The organism is Pseudoxanthomonas sp. OG2 (assembly GCF_014192765.1).
GTDB classification, from domain to species: domain Bacteria; phylum Pseudomonadota; class Gammaproteobacteria; order Xanthomonadales; family Xanthomonadaceae; genus Pseudoxanthomonas_A; species Pseudoxanthomonas_A beigongshangi.
In genome coordinates, this window is sequence record NZ_JACHYM010000001.1 from 2390035 (window position 1) to 2408749 (window position 18715).

Annotated in this window: 12 protein-coding genes; 4 read left to right on the top strand and 8 right to left on the bottom strand. The window is 67.7% G+C overall.

What is annotated here, in order from left to right; all coding sequences use genetic code 11:
• Nucleotides 1–75: 75 nt before the first annotated feature.
• The 6 genes from FHW78_RS10960 to FHW78_RS10985 form a co-directional block, all read right to left on the bottom strand.
• Entirely contained in the window at nucleotides 76–1911 is a 1836-nt protein-coding gene (locus FHW78_RS10960) for an MFS transporter (RefSeq protein ID WP_183640102.1), read from the bottom strand.
• Between the two features lie 83 nt (nucleotides 1912–1994).
• Nucleotides 1995–3110: an N-acetylglucosamine-6-phosphate deacetylase gene (gene nagA / locus FHW78_RS10965; protein WP_183640104.1), complete on the bottom strand. Its 1116-nt coding sequence runs from the start codon at nucleotides 3108–3110 to the stop codon at nucleotides 1995–1997.
• On the bottom strand, nucleotides 3107–3886 hold the full coding sequence (locus tag FHW78_RS10970) for a DeoR family transcriptional regulator (RefSeq protein WP_183640106.1): 780 nt from the start codon (nucleotides 3884–3886) through the stop codon (nucleotides 3107–3109). The genes nagA and FHW78_RS10970 overlap by 4 nt, the downstream gene beginning before the upstream one ends.
• A 37-nt stretch (nucleotides 3887–3923) precedes the next feature.
• Complete coding sequence (locus FHW78_RS10975) at nucleotides 3924–5258, bottom strand: D-tagatose-bisphosphate aldolase, class II, non-catalytic subunit (protein WP_183640109.1); 1335 nt, start codon at nucleotides 5256–5258, stop codon at nucleotides 3924–3926.
• A gap of 20 nt (nucleotides 5259–5278) precedes the next feature.
• Nucleotides 5279–6202 carry an ROK family protein gene (locus FHW78_RS10980; RefSeq protein WP_183640111.1) on the bottom strand — a complete coding sequence of 308 codons (924 nt, stop codon included), beginning with the start codon at nucleotides 6200–6202 and terminating at the stop codon, nucleotides 5279–5281.
• A 13-nt stretch (nucleotides 6203–6215) separates the two neighbouring features.
• Entirely contained in the window at nucleotides 6216–7376 is a 1161-nt protein-coding gene (locus FHW78_RS10985; RefSeq protein ID WP_183640113.1) for an SIS domain-containing protein, read from the bottom strand.
• A gap of 381 nt (nucleotides 7377–7757) precedes the next feature.
• Between FHW78_RS10985 and FHW78_RS10990 the strand changes: the two genes are divergently transcribed.
• The 3 genes from FHW78_RS10990 (at nucleotide 7758) to FHW78_RS11000 (ending at nucleotide 15597) form a co-directional block, all read left to right on the top strand.
• Nucleotides 7758–11063, top strand: coding sequence for a TIM-barrel domain-containing protein (locus FHW78_RS10990; RefSeq protein ID WP_183641348.1), 3306 nt, complete (start codon nucleotides 7758–7760; stop codon nucleotides 11061–11063).
• Between the two features lie 146 nt (nucleotides 11064–11209).
• Entirely contained in the window at nucleotides 11210–14188 is a 2979-nt protein-coding gene (locus FHW78_RS10995) for a TonB-dependent receptor (protein WP_183640115.1), read from the top strand.
• Between the two features lie 53 nt (nucleotides 14189–14241).
• The gene (locus FHW78_RS11000) at nucleotides 14242–15597 is read left to right on the top strand and encodes a Gfo/Idh/MocA family oxidoreductase (protein WP_183640118.1); all 1356 of its coding nucleotides are present in this window, start codon (nucleotides 14242–14244) and stop codon (nucleotides 15595–15597) included.
• 167 nt (nucleotides 15598–15764) lie between these two features.
• Here the strand turns inward: FHW78_RS11000 and FHW78_RS11005 are convergent, their stop codons facing one another.
• Entirely contained in the window at nucleotides 15765–16559 is a 795-nt protein-coding gene (locus FHW78_RS11005) for a transporter (RefSeq protein ID WP_183640120.1), read from the bottom strand.
• 77 nt (nucleotides 16560–16636) lie between these two features.
• Nucleotides 16637–17305: a TetR family transcriptional regulator gene (locus tag FHW78_RS11010; RefSeq protein WP_183640122.1), complete on the bottom strand. Its 669-nt coding sequence runs from the start codon at nucleotides 17303–17305 to the stop codon at nucleotides 16637–16639.
• A gap of 225 nt (nucleotides 17306–17530) precedes the next feature.
• Here FHW78_RS11010 and smeD point away from each other — a divergent pair, with 225 nt between their 5' ends.
• Complete coding sequence (smeD, locus tag FHW78_RS11015) at nucleotides 17531–18715, top strand: multidrug efflux RND transporter periplasmic adaptor subunit SmeD (RefSeq protein WP_183640124.1); 1185 nt, start codon at nucleotides 17531–17533, stop codon at nucleotides 18713–18715.

Sequence of the window (18715 nt, forward strand, 5' to 3'; positions counted from 1 at the left end):
AGGACTGAAGCACCGCGCGAAGGTGGATTCCAGCTCCCGCTGGAATGACGGCCTTGGGGTTGGGATGGTGATACGTCAGCGTCCGGGACCGCCCGGCGATACCTTCCCGGCACCCCGGAAATGCGCCTCGATCTGCTCCAGCGTCCGCCCCTTGGTCTCCGGCAGCAGGAATGCCGCCACCAGGAAGTACAGCACGGTGCAGGCAGCCCAGAAGAAGAACATGCTGGCGTAGCCGTAGTGGCCGACGGTGGGCAGGAAGATCGCCGCGATGGTGGTGGAGACGAACTGGTTGATCAGCAGGGCGATGCTCATGCCGTTGGAGCGGATGCGGGTGGGCATGAGTTCCGACAGCGCCAGCCACACGCACACGCCGGGGCCGACCGCGAAGAAGGCCACGAACACCAGGATGCAGGCGGCGACCGCCCAGCCGTGTGCCGGCGATGGCACCGCGCCGAGGCTGGCACGCTCGATCACCAGCGACGCGTGTGCCGCTTCGGCCGGATCCGGGAACGGATTCAGGTGCAGCCGGCGGAAGAAGGCGCCGATGACGCTGTCGGCCTGCACGGTCTGGTCGCGACGCAGGACCACCTCGGGCACGCCGGGCGCATCGCTGCGCAGCGACCGCACGTTGCTGAAACCTCCGTAGGCGTAGGCGATGGTCAGCTGCTGCGGTCCGGTCGCGCCGTCCACGCCGAGGCGGCGCCATTGCGCGGCGTCCAGTTCCAGCTTCAGCGCATCGCCGGCAATCTGCGATTGCAGCACCGGCGAGACATCGCGCTGGCCGCCTTCGGCGCGGACGAACAGCAAGGCGGCGGCCAGCAGCGCCACCGCGATGCCGCCGCTGCCGAGCATCAGCAGGAACTTGCGTCCCTTGCGATCCACCAGCACCAGCGCCACCACCGTCATCACCGCGTTGAGCACCTTGATCGCCACGTCGGCGCCGTTGGCGACCGCGCCGGGCAGACCGGCCTGGTTGAGGATGTTGACCGCGTAGGCCAGCACGGAGTTGATGCCGGTGGCCTGGGTGAAGGCGAGCACCGTGCAGGCCAACAGGAACGGCCACACATAGCGACGGCTGAGCAGGCGGTCGCGCGCCTGCGGGCCGCCGGCGTCTTCCGGCGCCTGCATCCGTGCCAGTGTCATCTCGACCTCGCTGGCGGGAACGGTCCGGCACAGCGCGTCGCGTGCGCGTTGGATCCGTCCACGCCGTACCAGCCAGCGCGGCGATTCGCTCAGCAGCAGCACGCCGGTGGTGAACACCAGGCCAGGCAGCAGGCAGCTCCAGAAAATCGTCCGCCACGCGTGATCCTTCGCGGCGAACAGCACGCGTTGCTGTTCGGCGGCGGCCAGTCCGCTTACCGAGGCTTCCGCCGCATCCACCGCGTGCGCGTGGTACAGGCCGATGACCGCCGCCAGCACCAGTCCGATGGTCAGCAGCAGCTGGAACATCGCCGCGCCGCGCCCGCGCCGTTCCGGCGCGAGCACTTCGGCCAGGTACAGCGGCACCACCACGCCGATCAGGCCGCCGCTCACGCCTTGCAGCAACCGGCCGAGCAGCAGTGGTGTATAGCCGGAGGCCAGCGCCATGATCGGAATGCTGAGGGTGAACAGCAGGCCGGCCAGGAACATCGCGCCGCGCCGGCCGATCAGATCCGCGATGGCGCCGGCGAACAGCGACGAAAGCACGCTGCCCAGCAGCACCGCCGCCACCACGAAGCCGAGCTGCTGGCTGGTGAGATGCCAGCTGATCGTGGCCGTGGCCTCCAGGTACGGCAACGCGCCGGCGATGATGCCGATGTCGATGCCATAGAGCAGGCCGCCCATGCCGGCGATGAACAGCAGGTAGCGTACCTGCCAGCGCGGAGAGGCGTCATGTGCGGGTGCGGCCAGGGTGGCGGAGGGATCGTTCATTCGGATGCCGGTCCTGTCGATTCATGCGCGCAAGGCGCGGGAAACACCGGCACGGGCGTACCGGTGCGGAGAACGAAAGCGGATCAGCCCAGCGGAATCGCGTCGCCTTCGACGAACACCTGCCGCACCTGAAGTTGCGGATCCAGGACCACCAGATCCGCCCACGCACCGGCCTGCACGCGGCCGCGATCGATCAGGCCCAGGTAGTCGGCCGGATAACGCGAGAGGCGGTTGGAGGCATCGGCGACATCGAGTCCCAGCGAGACCAGGTTGCGCAGCGCCTGATCCATGGTCAGCGCGCTGCCGGCCAGCGAACCGGCCGCCAGCCGCACGCAACCTAGGCACTTGAACACGCGCTGCGAACCCAGCGCGTATTCGCCATCGGGCATGCCGGTGGCGGCGGTGGCGTCGGTGACGCAGTACAGGCGTGGAATCGCCCGCAGTGCGGTGCGGATCGCACCGGGATGCACGTGCTTCAGGTCCGGAATCAGTTCCGCGTACTCGGCATGCGCGAGCGCGGCGGTGGCGATGCCCGGATGATAGTGGTCCACGCCGGTCATGCCGTTGAACAGATGGGTGAAACCGGCGGCGCCGGCTTGCAGCGCGGCCACGCCATCCTCGTAGCTGCCGGCGCTGTGGCCCAGCTGCACGCGGATGCCGAGTTGGTTGAGCTGCGGAATCAGCGCCTGGTGCGCGCCGATTTCCGGTGCGAGGGTCAGTACCCGGATGGGCGCCAGCGTGTGCAGGCGGCGGACCTGGTCGAGCGTTGCCTCGACCACCAGCGGCGGCTGCGCGCCCAGCCGCTCGATGCTGATGTAGGGGCCTTCCAGGTGCACGCCCAGCACCCGCGCCATGCCTTCGTCGCGCTTGGCGATGGCCGGCGCGAGGCCTTCCAGCGCCTGCACGATGTCGTCCTCGTGCGCGGTCATGGTGGTGCCCAGCAGCGCGGTGGTGCCGTGGCGCGCATGCGCGCGGGCCACGGTGCGCGCGGCGTCGCCGCCCTGCATGATGTCCACGCCGTCGCCGCCGTGCACGTGCAGGTCGACGAAGCCGGGCAGGATCAGCGGCTCGTCGCCGTCGCCTTCGCCGGCATCCGGCGCGGGATGGAGCGCACGCACGCGCTGGTCGAACTCGATGGTTCCGCGCATCCAGCCGTCGGCGGTGAGGATGCGGCCCTGCAACGCGCGTGTCGCGGTCATGGCGGTGGTGGCTCGGCGATGATCACTTCGATGCCCAGTCGCTGCAGTCCTTCGCGGTACTCGGCGCTGATGCCTTCGTCGGTGATGATGGTGTGGATCTGATCCAGGCGGGCGATGCGATGCAGGCTGACCCGGCCGAACTTGGAGGCGTCGGTCAGCACCACGATGCGGCGTGCACGCTCGACCATGCGGTGGTTGAGGCTGGCTTCGGCCTCGTGGTGGGTGGTCAGGCCGAATTGCAGGTCCAGGCCGTCCACGCCGAGGAACACGGTATCGAAGCTGTAGGTGTTGAGGCTGGCCTCGGCCTGGCTGCCGTGCAGCGACAGCGACTGCTTGCGCAGCAATCCGCCGGTCAGCAGCAGCTCCACGCCGGGCGCGTTGGCCAGTTCCCAGGCGATGTTCAGGCCGTTGGTCATCACGGTGACGTCGCGATGATCGCGCAGGTGTCGCGCCAGGGTCATCGTGGTCGAGCCGGAGTCGATGATGATGTTGTCGCCGGGCTTGACCAGGCGCGCGGCGTGCGTGCCGATGGACTCCTTCAGCGGATGGTTGAGCGCGTCCTTCTCGTGTATGTCCTGCTCGGTCGGCGGTGTGCGCACCAGGGTGGCGCCGCCGTGGTTGCGGGTGGCCAGGCCCTGCGATTCGATGTGGGTCAGGTCGGCGCGGATGGTCACCGACGACACCTCGAAGCGATCCACCAGATCCGCGACCTGCACGTTGCCGTGCTGGACCAGCAGCTGGAGGATCTGTTGCCGGCGTTGGCGGGTATTGCGCATGACGGACCTGTGGACGTTCGGAAGCGGAACCGGAAGCTTACCGTTCCGAAAGCGCGCTGGCTGCGGAAGTTTCGTTTCCGGACCGCGAACCCGCCTGGTTGCGGGCGCAGGCACGGGCGTACTCGCCCAGCCGCAGGGCAATCCGGTGCTGGATCAGCGCCAGTGGATCGGCGGTGAGGGTGCCGGCTTCGATGGCGCGCTGCTGTTCGGGCAGGAACTGGCTGAGCAGGATCATCGGCGGCGCGTGCCGGCGCAGGTTGGCAACCAGGCGATCCACCGCCGCCCTTACCTCCGGCTCGCCCCAGTAGTAGCGGCAGCGATCGCTGAGCGCGTAGCGGCGCAGCAGGCGCAGTTCGGCCGGGTCGCCGCTGTAGTGGTTCTGCCAATGCTTCGGCTTCTCCACCATGCAGCGATCCAGCACCTCGGGCAGATGCGAGCGTTCGGCTTCCGGCAGCAGTTCGTCCTCGATCGCCGCCAGCGCGAACAACGCCTCGCGATAGGCGAAGGTGGCGGCCGGGCCGACCTTGAGGATGGCGAAGTGATCCCGCACCAGCGCATGCAGCGCGGCTTCGGTCTGGTAGTCGGTGGAGTGCGCCTCGAACACGATGCGCGGCTGGGTCTGGACGAAATCCGACAATGCGGTGGCGGCGACCGGGTCGTAGCCATGCACCTGGCTGTGATCGAAATCCACGCCCGGCTGCACCACCATCGCGATGACCCGTCCCCAGGCCGGGATCAGTTCCAGCGTGGAAAATGCCTGGCGGTGGATTTCCAGCGTGCTCGCGGCGGCGGCCGGCGTGGTGACCGCCAGACCGCCTTCCAGCGAAGCCTCGCCGCCGGGCACCGGCACTTCCGTGCCGATCACGTAGACCGGCGGCGGCAGCCCGGCGTCGGCGGCGGTGCGCTCGGCGATGACGGCCAGCTCGGCCGAGCGCGCGGCGACGATTTCGTCCGGCAGCGGATGCGGATCGCCGGCGCAGGACATGCTGCAGTCCAGATGGATCTTGTGGAAACCGGCGGCAACGTAGGCGGCGATCAGATCGCGCGCGTGCGCCATCGCCTGTTCGGCCGGGAGCTTCTGCCAGGCGTTGGGCCCCAGGTGATCGCCGCCGAGGATCAGGCGATCGGCGGGAAAGCCCTGCTGGCGTGCCAGCGTTTCGACATAGGCGCGGAACTGCACCGGATTCATGCCGGTGTAGCCGCCGAACTGATCAACCTGGTTGGAGGTGGCTTCGACCAGCAGCACCGTGTCGTACCGCCGCGCGACCTGCATCGACGCCAGCAATACCTGCTCGTTGCTGGAGCAGATGCTGTACAGGCCGACGTTTTCGCCTTTGCGATGCGCGGCAATCAGGGATTGGACAGCGGACACGGAACAGCCTCCGGGAAATATCAGGAAATCGGGTGGTGCTGGCGCGCCAGCAGCGCCGCGCCGCGCGCGCCGCCGGCATCGCCGAACACCGGCGGCAGGATCGGTGGCACCCGCACGCCGGTGAACAGATGGGCGACGATCGCCGCCGGCAGTTCGCGGTACAGGCGCTCGTCCTTGGACAGGCCGCCGCCCAGCACGATGACGTGCGGGTCGATGGCCAGGATCAGGCTGGCCAGCGCGTGGCCGAGCAGATCCCGGTGCACGTCGAGCGCCTGCGTGGCGAGCGCATCGCCCTGGCCGGCGCGCGCGATGACGGCAGCGGCGTCGCCATCGCCGCCGAGGTGGCGATGGATCATCGCCAGTCCGCCGCCGGAGACGTAGCGCTCCACGCAGCCGCGCAGGCCGCAGGCGCAATCGATCACCGGCAGGCCGTGTTTCGCCAGCAGGTGTGCGGCGACGCTCCAGTGACCCCATTCGCCGGCGATGCCGTTGTAGCCATCGATCAGCCGGCCTTGCACGCAATAACCGCCGCCTGCGCCGGTACCGAGGATGGCGCCGAACATGCTGGGCTGGCCATCGGCCGCGCCGCCATGGGCCTCGGACAGGGCGAAGCATTGCAGGTCGTTGCCGAAGTGCAGCGGCTGCGCGATTCGCGCCTGCAGATCGCGGCCGACGGTCTGGCCGCTCAGCGCCGGCACGTTGGCGCTGAGCTGGCGGCCGCTGGCGCGATCGACCACGCCGGGCAGGCCGATGCCGATCGCCTGCGCCGGCTGGCCGAGTTCCGTCCCGACTTCGCCAATCAGGCTGGCGACGGCGTGCAGGAAGGCCGGATAGTCGCGCGTGGGCGTGTCGATGCGGCGGCGGTGCAACACCTGCAGGTGCGCATCGCAGGCAACCAGTTCGATCTTGGTACCGCCGATGTCGATGCCGTAGTAGTGCTGCATGGCCAGCTCCGGATCAGCCGTGAGCGTGGATGACCACGCCCTGCACGACACGGTTGACCGTGCCGTCGGGGAAGGGGTTGTCGGGGGTCAGGCCGAGCGCGGCCGACCGGCGCAATGCGTAGCGCTGCGCCAGGGTCAGCCATACCGGCGCCAGCCAGGGATCCGGCAGCGACGGCACCGCGAGCGGGAAATCGTCCGCCGCGCCGTCCTCCGCGCGTGGACCGACCGACAGCACGCGTCCGGCCACGCCGTCGCGACGCAGTTCGTCCAGCAGATCCTGTTCGTAGCGGCGGGCCACCGGCTGCGCGCTGCGCATCATGACCACCAGCGTGTCGGCGTCCAGCGTCGATTTCGGTCCGTGGCGGAAACCGAGCGGCGTATTGGCCAGCGCCAGCACGCGGCCCGCGGTCAGTTCCAGTACTTTCAGCGCCGCTTCGCGGGCGAGTGCTTCCAGCGGGCCGCTGCCCAGGTAGATCACGCGCGAGAAGGCGCCGTCACCGGCCAGCGCGGTGACCGCGCGTTCCCAGTCGGCGAGCGCGCGCCGGCCCAGCGCGGCCACCGTGTGCAGTTGTTCCAGGCGTTGCTCCCAGGGAGCACGATCGAACACCGCCAGCGCCGCCAGTTGCATGCAGGTCAGGCTGCTGGTCATCGCGAACGCGCGATCGCAGCTGGCCGGCGGCATCAGCAGGGTCAGCGTGTCGTCGCGGCCACGTCCGCGGCGCGCGAGTTCGCCTTCGCTGTTGCAGGTGATGTCGAGGAAACGGCTCAGGGCCACGCGTTCGCGCACCAGATCCACGGCGGCGATGCTTTCCGGACTGGAACCGCTGCGGCCGAACGACACCAGCAGGGTGGGGCGTTCGCGTTCCAGGTACAGATCCGGATGGGTCAGCAGATTGGTCGTATGCAGTGCGCGCACGTCGGCGGGCCACTGCGCGTTGATGATGTCGGCGACCATTTCGGCGATGAAACCGGAACTGCCGGCGCCGGTGAAGATCACGCGATGGCCGGGTTGGCGCAGCCAGTCGCCGAGGAACGCATCGATGGCGGCCTGCCGGTCGGCCAGGGCTTCCGCCAGCGCATCCCACAACGCGGGTTGCTGGGCGATTTCTTCGGCGGTGTGGTGTCCGCCGAGGGGCTGCCAGGCGGACAAGTCGGAAAGCAGAGGAGCGTCCATTCATCGTTCCTGTTGGGCATGCGCACGATCTGCGTTTTCTTTCGAAATGTCAAATATCGAAAGATATTAGAAAGTTAGATGCGGCTAGCATTTTTCCACTTTCGGGATCGAAATCGCCCTACGGGTGCGATCGGAGATTGTCCTGTTAAGCGTCTTGAAGGGGTTGTGGCGAAAATGAATAGCGGGTTCTGAAAGTATTGCTTCGCAACAACTTTCGATATCCAGTAAATATCCTTCTTTTTTCTTTGCAATTTGTTGACATATTTCGAGACGCTGCCCTAGAGTCGGCCGCAATGGTTTCGTACTCCCGCTCACGCGGGCCTGGGGAGCAAGTTGGAAACCCACGTTTGGCATCGCTGCAACCGCTTCGTCGCCCTCGCCTTGCTGGCGTTCGCCGCGAGTGCGCCCGCCTTTGCCGAAAACGTCGGCAACGTGCGCACCCTGCAGGCCGCACCGGCACGTGATGGCACGCCCGGCTGGGATATCACCACCGACAGCGGCGCACGGGTACGCGTGGACCTGCTGCGTGCCGACACCCTGCGCGTGCAGGCCGGCCGCCAGGGCAAGCTGACGCCCGCCGGCGACAAGGCCGCGCCGATCGTGTTGCCGCAACCGGCGGGCAAGGTCGATTTCGCTTTCGAGGAAGACGCGCAGGAAGCGCGCATCCGCACCGGTGAGCTGGTGCTGCGTATCCAGCGCCAGCCGCTGCGCCTGTCGCTTGGGCGCGTGGCCGGCGATCAGGTCACGCCGCTGTGGCGCGAGTTGCAGCCGCTGGATCTGGACGCACAGCAGAGCGTGCAGGTGCTGTCCAGCGAGGCAGGCGAACACTTCTACGGCGGCGGGCAACAGAACGGCCGCTTTGAATTCAAGGGTCGCGAACTGGAAATCGCCTACTCCGGTGGCTGGGAGGAAGGCGATCGCCCGAGTCCCGCGCCGATGCTGTTGAGCTCGCGCGGCTGGGGCATGCTGCGCAATACCTGGAGCGACGGCAATTACGATCTGCGCCAACCGGACCAGGCCACCCTGCTGCACCGCGAGGACCGTTTCGATGCCTACTACTTTGTCGGCGCCGGCCTGCACGAACTGCTGGATCGCTACACCGCGCTGACCGGTCGTCCCGGATTGCTGCCGCGCTGGGCGCTCTCCTACGGCGACGCCGATTGCTACAACGACGGCGACAACAGGAAGAAACCCGGTACCGTGCCCGAAGGCTGGAGCGATGGCCCGACCGGTACCACGCCGGACGTGATCGACAGCGTCGCCCGCAAATACCGCGAGCACGACATGCCCGGCGGCTGGATCCTGCCCAACGATGGCTACGGCTGCGGCTACACCGATCTGCCCAAGGTCGTGCAGGGCCTGGCGCGCTACGGCTTCCGGACCGGGCTGTGGACCGAGAACGGTGTCGACAAGATTGCATGGGAAGTCGGCAAGGCCGGCAGCCGCGTGCAGAAGCTGGACGTCGCCTGGACCGGCAAGGGCTACCAGTTCGCGATGGACGCCAACCAGTCCGCCTACAACGGCATCCTGGACAACTCCGACTCGCGCCCGTTCCTGTGGACGGTGATGGGGTGGGCCGGCATCCAGCGCTATGCGGTGGCCTGGACCGGCGACCAGAGCGCCAGCTGGGACTACATCCGCTGGCACATCCCGACCCTGATCGGTTCCGGCCTGTCGGGCATGGCCTACGCCACCGGCGATGTGGACGCGATCTTCGGCGGCAGCGCCGAGACCTACACCCGCGATCTGCAATGGAAGAGCTTCACCCCGGTGCTGATGGGCATGTCCGGCTGGTCCTCCGGCGCGCGCAAGCATCCGTGGTGGTTCGACGAGCCGTATCGCAGCATCAATCGCGACTACCTCAAGTTGAAGATGCGCCTGACCCCCTACATGTACGGGCTGGCGCGCGACGCGGAAACCACCGGCGCGCCGATCGTGCGCGGCCTGATGTGGGATTACCCGGCCGATCCGCAAGCGTGGACCGAGGCGCACAAGTACCAGTTCCTGCTCGGCCGCGAACTGCTGGTCGCGCCGGTCTATCGCAGCCAGGCCGCCAGCCGCGGCTGGCGCCGCGACATCCATCTGCCGCAGGGCCGCTGGATCGACTACTGGGATGGCCGCCAACTGCAAGCCGACGCGAACGGCCGACGCATCGATCGCCAGGTGGAACTGGCGACCCTGCCGCTGTTCGTGCGCGCCGGCGCGATCCTGCCGATGTATCCGGAGATGCTGTACGACGGCGAGAAGCCGCTGGACGAACTGACCCTGGATCTGTATCCGCAGGGCGAGTCGAGCTACACCTTGTACGAGGACGACGGCAACACCCGCCGCTACGCCAAGGGCGAGTTCAGCGAACAGGCCATCCGCATGCGCGCGCCCGCGCAGGGCAGCGGCGAGGTGCGCGTCGAAATCGATCCGGTGCGTGGCCAGTACGCCGGCCAACTGCCGCAGCGCCGCTATGCGCTGCGCGTGCTGAGCCGGACAAAGCCGAACGCGGTGGAACTGGACGGCCGCGCGCTGCCGCCACTGGCCGATCGCGCCGCCTTCGACGTCGGCGCCGAAGGTTGGTACTTCGATGCGAAGGAGCGTCGCGGCACCGTGCATGTGCGTAGCGCGCCCACCGACATCCGCCGCGCGCTGGCGTTCCGGCTGGACATCCCGGTCGCCGCGGCGCCGGCCGACGATGCCTTCCCGGCCGCGCCGGAACTGGGCCGCGCGTTGCCGGCCGACAGCCTGCTGGTGGTCAATCGTCCCGCCGAGGAACCCGGGCATCCGCTTGAGAACGCCTTCGACGACGATCCGGCTACCTGGTTCCGCACCGTGCGCAACCAGGCCGTGCGCACCGGTGCGCACGAGTGGACGCTCGGTTTCGGCGAACGCCGCCTGATCGACGGCATTGAACTGGCGCCGCGTACCGATCAGCACTGGAAACACGGCCAGGTGCGCGACTACGAAATCTACCTGGCCGACAGCAACGGCGAATGGGGTGAGCCGATCGCGCGTGGCCGCCTGAAGCTGGAACAGGGCACGCAGACGATCAGTTTCGCGCCGCGCGCCGGCCGCCTGCTGCGTTTCCGCGTGCTGAGCACGCAGAATCCCGACGGTGACGGCGCCGCCGGCAGCGATCCGATGGTGACGGCGGCGCAGGCCGGCACCGCGCGCGCATTCGATGCCTTGCAGCCGCGCGAGGTCGGGCCGATCACCCTGTCCACCTTCCGCGTGCTCGAACACCAGGATGCCGAGCGTCCGGCGCAGCAGCGTTATCTGTCCGAACTCGAATCGCCGGCCGGCGTCGCGCGGGATCGCGCCTTCGGCGGCCAGGCCGAGATGCGCATGAACGGTCTGCATTTCCGCCGCGGCCTGGGCGTGGGCGCGGAAAGCCGCATCGATATCGAACTGAAAGGCGGCTGGCGCCTGCTGCGCGCCGACCTCGGCATCGACGACAGCTGCCGCGAGGCCGGCGGCATGCAGTTCCAGGTCTGGGGTGACGATCGCCTGCTGTACGACAGCGGGATGGTGCGCGCGCCGGGCGTGGTCAAACCCGAACTCGACATCCGCGGCCTGCACCGCCTGAGCCTGCGCACCCTCGGCGCGCAGGGTGCGCGGCCGGCGCAGGTCTGCGGCAACTGGGCCAATGCTGTCCTGATGGGACAGGAGGGCGATACCGCCACCATTTCCCCGCCATAACCCGCTCCACAAAAAAGTTTCACGTCGTCTCCCCCGCCTAGTGACTGCGGCCCGTTGGCCGTGGCCCGGGACCGCTGTTGCCTCACGCAAGCCCATCCACCACAGCAGCGCCGCGCGCTGCACCCCCGAAACGAGGAGAGAACCCGATGTCGTCCGCAAGCCGCCGCCAACGCTGTATATCCATCACGCCACTGGCCCTAGCGCTGGGCACGGCGCTCGCCATGACCGGCACGGTCGCGGCGCAGACCGCCGAGACGCCGAAGGAAGACGGCAAGGCCACCGAACTGGCCCGCATCGAGGTCACCGGTTCCAACATCAAGCGCACCGACGTCGAGACCGCTTCGCCGGTGCAGATCATCAGCCGCCAGGACATCGAGAACATGGGTGCGCGCACCCTGTTGCAGGTGCTGGACAACCTGCCGGCCGCGCGCCCGGCGCAGCAGGACTTCAAGTCGCTGTTCACCGGTTCCGACGGCGCATCGCAGGCCAACCTGCGCGGCATGGGGGCGCAGGGCACGCTGGTGCTGCTCAATGGCCGCCGCCTGTCGTACTACGGCGCACCGGCGGGTTTCCAGACCCAGTTCGTCAACATCGACGCGATTCCCGCCGCGGCGATCGAGCGGATGGAAGTGCTGACCGACGGCGCCTCGGCCGTGTACGGCACCGATGCGATCGCCGGCGTGATCAACGTCATCACCAAGAAGTCCTACCAGGGCCTCGAGGTCAACCTGACCACCGACAGCTCCTCGCGCATCACCAGCTACGGCGAGCACCAGGCCAGCATCACCGGCGGCTTCGGCAACCTCGACGAGGATCGCTACAACGTCTACGCCTCGCTGAACCTGTATCGCCGCGACCCGATCCCGCTGAGCGACTGGTACGACAAGAAGCCCGGCCAGTACTACGTCAACAATCCGAACTACATCAACAATTTCCGCCTGGGTACCGGCAGTGCGCCGGGCACGTTCAATCCCGGCAGCTACTTCGCCTTCGATCCGGTCACCGGCCGGCGCGTGCAGGAAGCCGCGCCGGGTTGCCAGAACGTGGTCGTCGAGGCCGCCGGTCCCCGTTGCATCTGGCAGACCTGGATGAACAACGAGATTGACGCGGGCGCGAAGTCCGAGCGCATCACCGCCTACGTCAATGCCCACTTCCTGATCGGCGAAACCACCGAGGCCTTCGCCGAGGCGACCTACACCGACATCGATCTGCGCGCCAACGGCGGCACGCCGCGCGCGTTCGGCACCACCACCGGCAATCCGACCAGCTGGTTCGCCCGCAATACCGGCACCAACGTCAACCAGTTCTTCTACCCCTACCTGGGCCCGAACAACGTCTACAACCATGCCAGTCCCGAACTGCGCGCGCTGATGGGCGGCGTGGTCGGCCTGCAGTACCTGATGCAGGACGTGGGCAAGAACCACTTCGGCCAGCGCAATACCGACAAGAGCTACCGAGGCCTGGCCGGCCTGCGCGGCAGCTTCGGCGACTGGAATTGGGAAACCGCGTTCGCCACCGCCGGCACGCATTCGGTCACCTACCAGACCGTCAACGTCAACCTGGACGGCTTCGCCCGGGCGTTCGGTCCGTTCACCGTCGATCCGGGCACCGGCCGCGTGATCATCTCGGACAATCCCGCCTACCGGTTCGGCGAGATCAGCGAGGCCAACGCGAAGCTGCTGCGTGAGGCCTACCCGACCTTCGACATCCAGTCCTGGACCCGCCTGCACACCCTGGACGGCAAGGTCGAAGGCCCGCTGTTCAACCTGCCCGCCGGCGAAGTACGCGCGGCCTTCGGCTTCAACGTCAGCCGCGAGACCTTCTATACGCCGGGCAATACGGATGCGGCCAACGGCAAGATCACCCAGCAGGGCGGTTCGTGGTTCGACGGCAAGCGCACCACCAGCGCGCTGTTCGCCGAAGTCGTGGCCCCGCTCACCGAGAAGCTGGAACTGGACGCGGCGCTGCGCGTGGACAAGTACCCGAACTTCGACGCCAACATCGCGCCGAAGATCGGCCTGAAGTACCAGGCGCTGCCGACGGTGATGCTGCGCGGCACCTACTCGGAAGGCTTCCGCGCACCGAGCCTGGCTGAAGCCGGCACCGGCGGCGTGTTCGCCCAGCTGGGCGGATTCGAGGACGACATCCGCTGCGACGAGACCAACGCGATCGCCAACCTGCTGTTGCAGTCGAATCGCCCGGGCGACGTCGATCTCGGCAATTCGCTGCTCAACGCCGACTGCAGTCGCACCGTGGCGCGCATGACCCAGCCGAACCAGAACCTGCAGCCGGAGAAAGCCAAGATCGCCACCCTGGGCGTGGTGCTGGAGCCGTTCGACTGGCTGTCGGTGTCGGCCGACTACTGGTTCATCTACCGCCGCAACCAGATCGCCGCGCCGGACTACAGCAAGGAAACCGACATCGTGTCGATGACCCGCAATCCGATCACCGATAGCGACCGCGCCGCGGAAGCCGCGGTGGCGGCGATGTGCGCGGATCCGGCCAGCGGAGTGACCTGCCCGGGCACGCTGCCCACCTACAGCGTGGGCAACGTGGCCAGCGTGGTAGGCCAGTACAAGAACCAGGGCCGCACCCTGATCGATGGTTTCGATGTCGATGCGCGCGGTCATTTCCCGCTGGGCCAGTGGGGCGAGCTGAATGTCGGCGTGGCCGCGACCATCGCGCGCCGCAACGAGGCGTATCTGGACGATGAAACCCGCTGGTACTACGGCAACACGATCGGCTACTACGGCAACCCGCGTCTTCGCGCCACCTTGAATGCCGACTGGACCTACGGCGAGGTGACCACCAGCTTCTTCGTCAACTACGTCGGCAAGACCAAGTGGGCATGGGACCGGGTCGACGCGCAGGACAACTCGCCGGAAACCTGCACCGCCGGATCGTTGCCGGTGGATCCGGACAACTGCAATGGCGTGCCGGCCTGGTGGACCGCCAACCTGGGCCTGTCCTGGCGTCCGGATGACCACTGGCACGCCGGCTTCACCATCAAGAACCTGTTCAACCGGATGCCGTTCTACGATCCGAACAGCTTCCTGGGTGATTCCAGCGACTATGCCAGCATCTTCGGCCGCAGCTACAGCTTTACCGTAGGCTACAAGTTCTGACGAAACAAACGCGCCGGTCCGCCGGCGCCCTGTCACAGGGAGTCCCACTGCAAATGAAACGTAGAGAGTTCATCCTCGCGGGAGCCGCGCTCGGCGCGGCCACCCTGCTGCCGAGCACGCCGGCCTGGGCCAGCAAGCGCAAGATCCGGCTGGGCATGATCGGCACCGGCATGCGCGGCCAGGTCCTGCTGAAGGAGCTGCTGCGCCGCGAGGACGTGGAAGTGGCCGCGCTGTGCGACATCGAGCCGATCATGCTCAAGCAGGCGCTGGACATGGCCGCCAAGGCGGGCAAGCCGGCGCCGAAGGCATACGGACAGGACGGCGACACGCATGCCTACCGTCGCCTGCTCCAGCAGCGCGGCCTGGACGGCGTGATCATCGCCACGCCGTGGGAATGGCACGCACCGATGGCGATCGAGGCGATGGAAGCCAAGGTGGCGGTCGGCTGCGAAGTCGTCGCCGGCATCACCCTGCAGGATCACTGGGACGTGCTGGCCGCGCAGCAGCGCACCGGCACGCCCTACATGCTGCTGGAAAACGTGTGCTACCGCCGCGATGTGATGGCGGCACTGCAGATGGTGCGGGCCGGCCTGTTCGGCGAACTGGTCCACCTGCAGGGCGGCTACCAGCACGATCTGCGCGCGGTGAAATTCAACTCCGGTAATCCGGCCGAACCCTATGGCAGCGGCGTGGAATTCGGTCCCAAGGGCTGGTCGGAGGCACGCTGGCGCACCGAGCATTCGGTCCGCCGCAACGGCGAGCTGTATCCCAGCCATGGTATCGGCCCGTGCGCCATGTACACCGGCATCAACCGCGGCAACCGCTTCACCCACATCAACAGTTTCGCCACCAAGGCGCGTGGCCTGCACGAGTACACCGTGGCCAAGAGCGGCGGCACGACCCATCCCAGCACGCAGGCGAAATTCAAGCTCGGCGACGTGGTCACCACCACCCTGGCCTGCGAGAACGGCGAGACCATCCTCCTCCAGCACGACACCTCGCTGCCGCGTCCGTACTCGCTGGGGTTCCGCGTGCAGGGCACCAGGGGCCTGTGGATGGATCTCAACCAGTCCATCCACATCGAGGGCCGCAGTCCGGGGCACAAGTGGGAACCGTTCCAGGCCTACCAGGACGAGTTCGACCATCCGTTGTGGCGCAAGTACGCGCAGGATGCGGAAGGTGCCGGCCACGGCGGCATGGACTACTTCGTCATCCACGCCTTCGTCGAGGCGGTGAAGGCCGAGGCGCCGATGCCGATCGACATCTACGACGCGCTTGCCTGGAGCGCGATCACGCCGTTGTCGGAGCAGTCCATCGCCGAAGGCTTCAAGACCCTGGAATTCCCGGATTTCACCCAGGGCCTGTGGAAGTCCCGCAAGCCGATCTTCGCCTTCGACGCGAAGTATTGATGTAGAGCCGAGCTCGCTCGGCTCCCCGGGAAAGATGGATCGCGCGCAGGTAGAGCCGAGCTCGCTCGGCCCCCCAGGAAAGATGGATCGCGCGCAGGTGGGGCCGAGCTTGCTCGGCTCCCCGGGAAAGATGGATCGCGCGCAGCCGAGCAAGCTCGGCTCTACGATCAGCGGAAGCGCCGCGCGTAACCGACGTAGATCTGTACGTCGGGACTGTCGTCGTTGAGTCCGGCGTTGACGCCCGCGTCCCATTGGGTGTCTTCGCCGTGCTGCCAGCCGAACGACAACCCGGCCAGCGCCTCGGTAACGTGGCCTGCGCGATCGCGATCCCGGATCAGCGAGACTTCGAACGAGCCGGACACCGTATCGCTCACCCCGAATCCCAGCCCGGCCACGGATCCATAGCTCAGGTGGCGGCCATCGCCGTCGCCGTCCACGGCGGCCTCGATCTGTGGGGTGAAACCCAGCGAGACCGCGCCCAGTTCGATGCTCATTGGCAGCCGCAGGCCGGCGCTCCAGTCTTCCGCGCCCACCGGCGTGCGGCCGCTGGGCAGGTTCACGTAGGGCATCAGCGCCAGCGAGAAGCCGCCGCCGTCGGGATTGCGCAGGTTCTGGCGCAGGGCGAGGCTGACATCGCCGAAACGCGAGGCCCGCGTGGTCGCGCCGGACAACGTGTCGCGTTCGCGCACACGGCCGTAGGCGGTCCAGCCCACCTGCGCCTCCAGCGTGTCGTTCAGGCCGAAGCGCAACAGCGCGTCGCCGATCAGGAATTGTTCGCTGCGCAGGCCGGGTGAACTGTCGCGGGTCCAGTCGGCCAGGCCGATCTCGAACACCGTGTCGCCGCGTTCCACCGTGCAGGCCGGCGTGCCAAGGCCCGGACGATCGGGACACAGGTCACGGGGTTCCGACGCCAGTACAGGCGCGGTCGCCAGCCATGCGGCGGCGAAAAGAAAACCACGCATCCTTCTCTCCCTCGATCTCCGGTCCAGGCATTGAACCGGGGCGGGCGACGAGAATCAATGCCGCGGCGATCGCGCCATCACTCGTCGTCGTGATCGGGCAACGGCGATGCAGGAGCGCCTGGCGTGAACTCGCCTGGTTTGACGTATGCGGCGAAGACGATGTCGATGACTTCTGCGCCATCGCGCATCAGATCGAACAGCTCCGGTTCCAGCATCGCGCTGTAGAGCACGCCGGACAGGCTGGCGTGCAGGACGCGCGATGCCGTGGCCGCATTCGCGTCGTCGCGGAGCTGGCCCAGATCCCGGGCGCGCTGGAAGGCGAGGGTGATGATCTCCAGTTCCTCGAGCGTGCTTTCGTGCTGCAGGTCCTGCATGGCCTGGCTTTCGGCCGACAGGTCATTGCGCAACATGATCTCCATCATGTTGCGTGCGCGCTCGTCCTCCGCCAGTTCCTGGATGGACACCAGCAATGCCGAACGCAGATCCAGCACCGGCGTGGTGCGCTTGGGAGAGTAGGTGCGGCGCAGGCGCTGGATGAAGGTGACGCGCTCGCGGTTGATCATCGCCTCGAGCACCTCGGTCTTGTTCTTGAAATGCCAGTAGACCGCGCCGCGGGTATAGCCCGCGCGGGCGCCGATCATCGCCAGGGTGGTGCCGGCGACCCCGTGTTCGTGGAAACAGGCCTGGGCGGCGTCGAGGATGCCTTCCCGCGTCGCCTGCGCTTCTTCTTTGGTTTTTCTGGCCATCTGCCTTGCGCATTCGCTGGGTGAAACCGGGCTGAATTGTACCGGTTTACAAACAAACATTCATGCATGTATATTTCGCGCCCTGCACTGGACCCAGCCGGATGCCGCGCTCCGCGAGTAGCCAGGCCGGTGCTTCGTTTCCCGCTCTTTGACAGCCACTTGGCGCCGATAAGGCGCCTTTTAGCCGCCAATTGGCGCCCGAATCCCTACTTCGACCCCACCGCCATGTCCCGAATCCCGCTCCCCTTCCTCGCCCTGTCGCTGGCGATCGGCCTGTCCCTGTCCGCCTGTGGCGGTGGTGAACCGGAGGCGCCCCAGGGCGGCCCCGGCCAGGTCACCGTGACCACCTTGAAGACCGAACAGGTCGGCCTGACCCGGGAACTCCCCGGCCGCACCCAGGCGTTCCTGGTCGCCGAAGTCCGCCCGCAGGTCAACGGCATCGTTGCCCGCCGGCTGTTCACCGAAGGCGGCGTGGTCAAGGCCGGGCAGGCGCTGTACCAGCTCGACGACGCCAGCTATCGCGCCCAGGCCAACACCGCCCGCGCGCAGCTGGCGCGCGCCGAGGCCACCGCCCACGCCGCCCGCCTGAGCGCGCGCCGCATCGGCGAGCTGGCGAAGATCGACGCGGTCAGCCAGCAGGATCTGGAAAACGCCGTCGCCGCGCAGCAGCAGGCCGACGCCGATGTCGGTGCCGCCCGCGCCTCGCTGGACGCGGCCAACGTGACCCTGGGCTATGCGCGGATCACCGCGCCCATCAGCGGCCGCATCGGCAAGTCCACGGTCACCCAGGGCGCGCTGGTCAATGCCGGCCAGGCCGAAGCGCTGGCCACGGTGCAGCAACTGGATCCGATCTACGTCGACCTCAGCCAGTCCTCGGCCGAATTGCTGCAACTGCGCCGCGAACTGGTGGCCGGGCGATTGCAGGACAACCAGCAACTGCCGGTGAGCATCCTGCTCGAAGACGGCAGCACCTTCGATCACAAGGGCACGCTGGAGTTCTCCGAAGTCAGCGTCGATCCCGGCACCGGCAGCTTCGGCCTGCGGGTGAAGGTCGACAATCCCGAGGGCGTGCTGATGCCCGGCATGTATGTGCGCGCGGTGATCGGCGGTGGCGTGCGCAACGACGCGCTGCTGGTGCCGATGCAGGGCATCGCCCGCGACCCGAAGGGCGATACCACCGCGATGGTGGTCGGCAAGGACGGCAAGGTCGAAGTGCGGCCGGTCAAGGTCAGCCGCGCGCTGGGCGACAAGTGGCTGGTCGAGGACGGCCTCAAGGCCGGGGACAAGGTCATCGTCGAAGGCCTGCAGAAGATCGGCCCCGGCATGCCCGTGCACGCCACCGAGCGGGATGCCAGGCCGGCAAGGACCGCGACGTCCACGGCGCCGGCCGCCGCCCACGGCGCGCGGTAA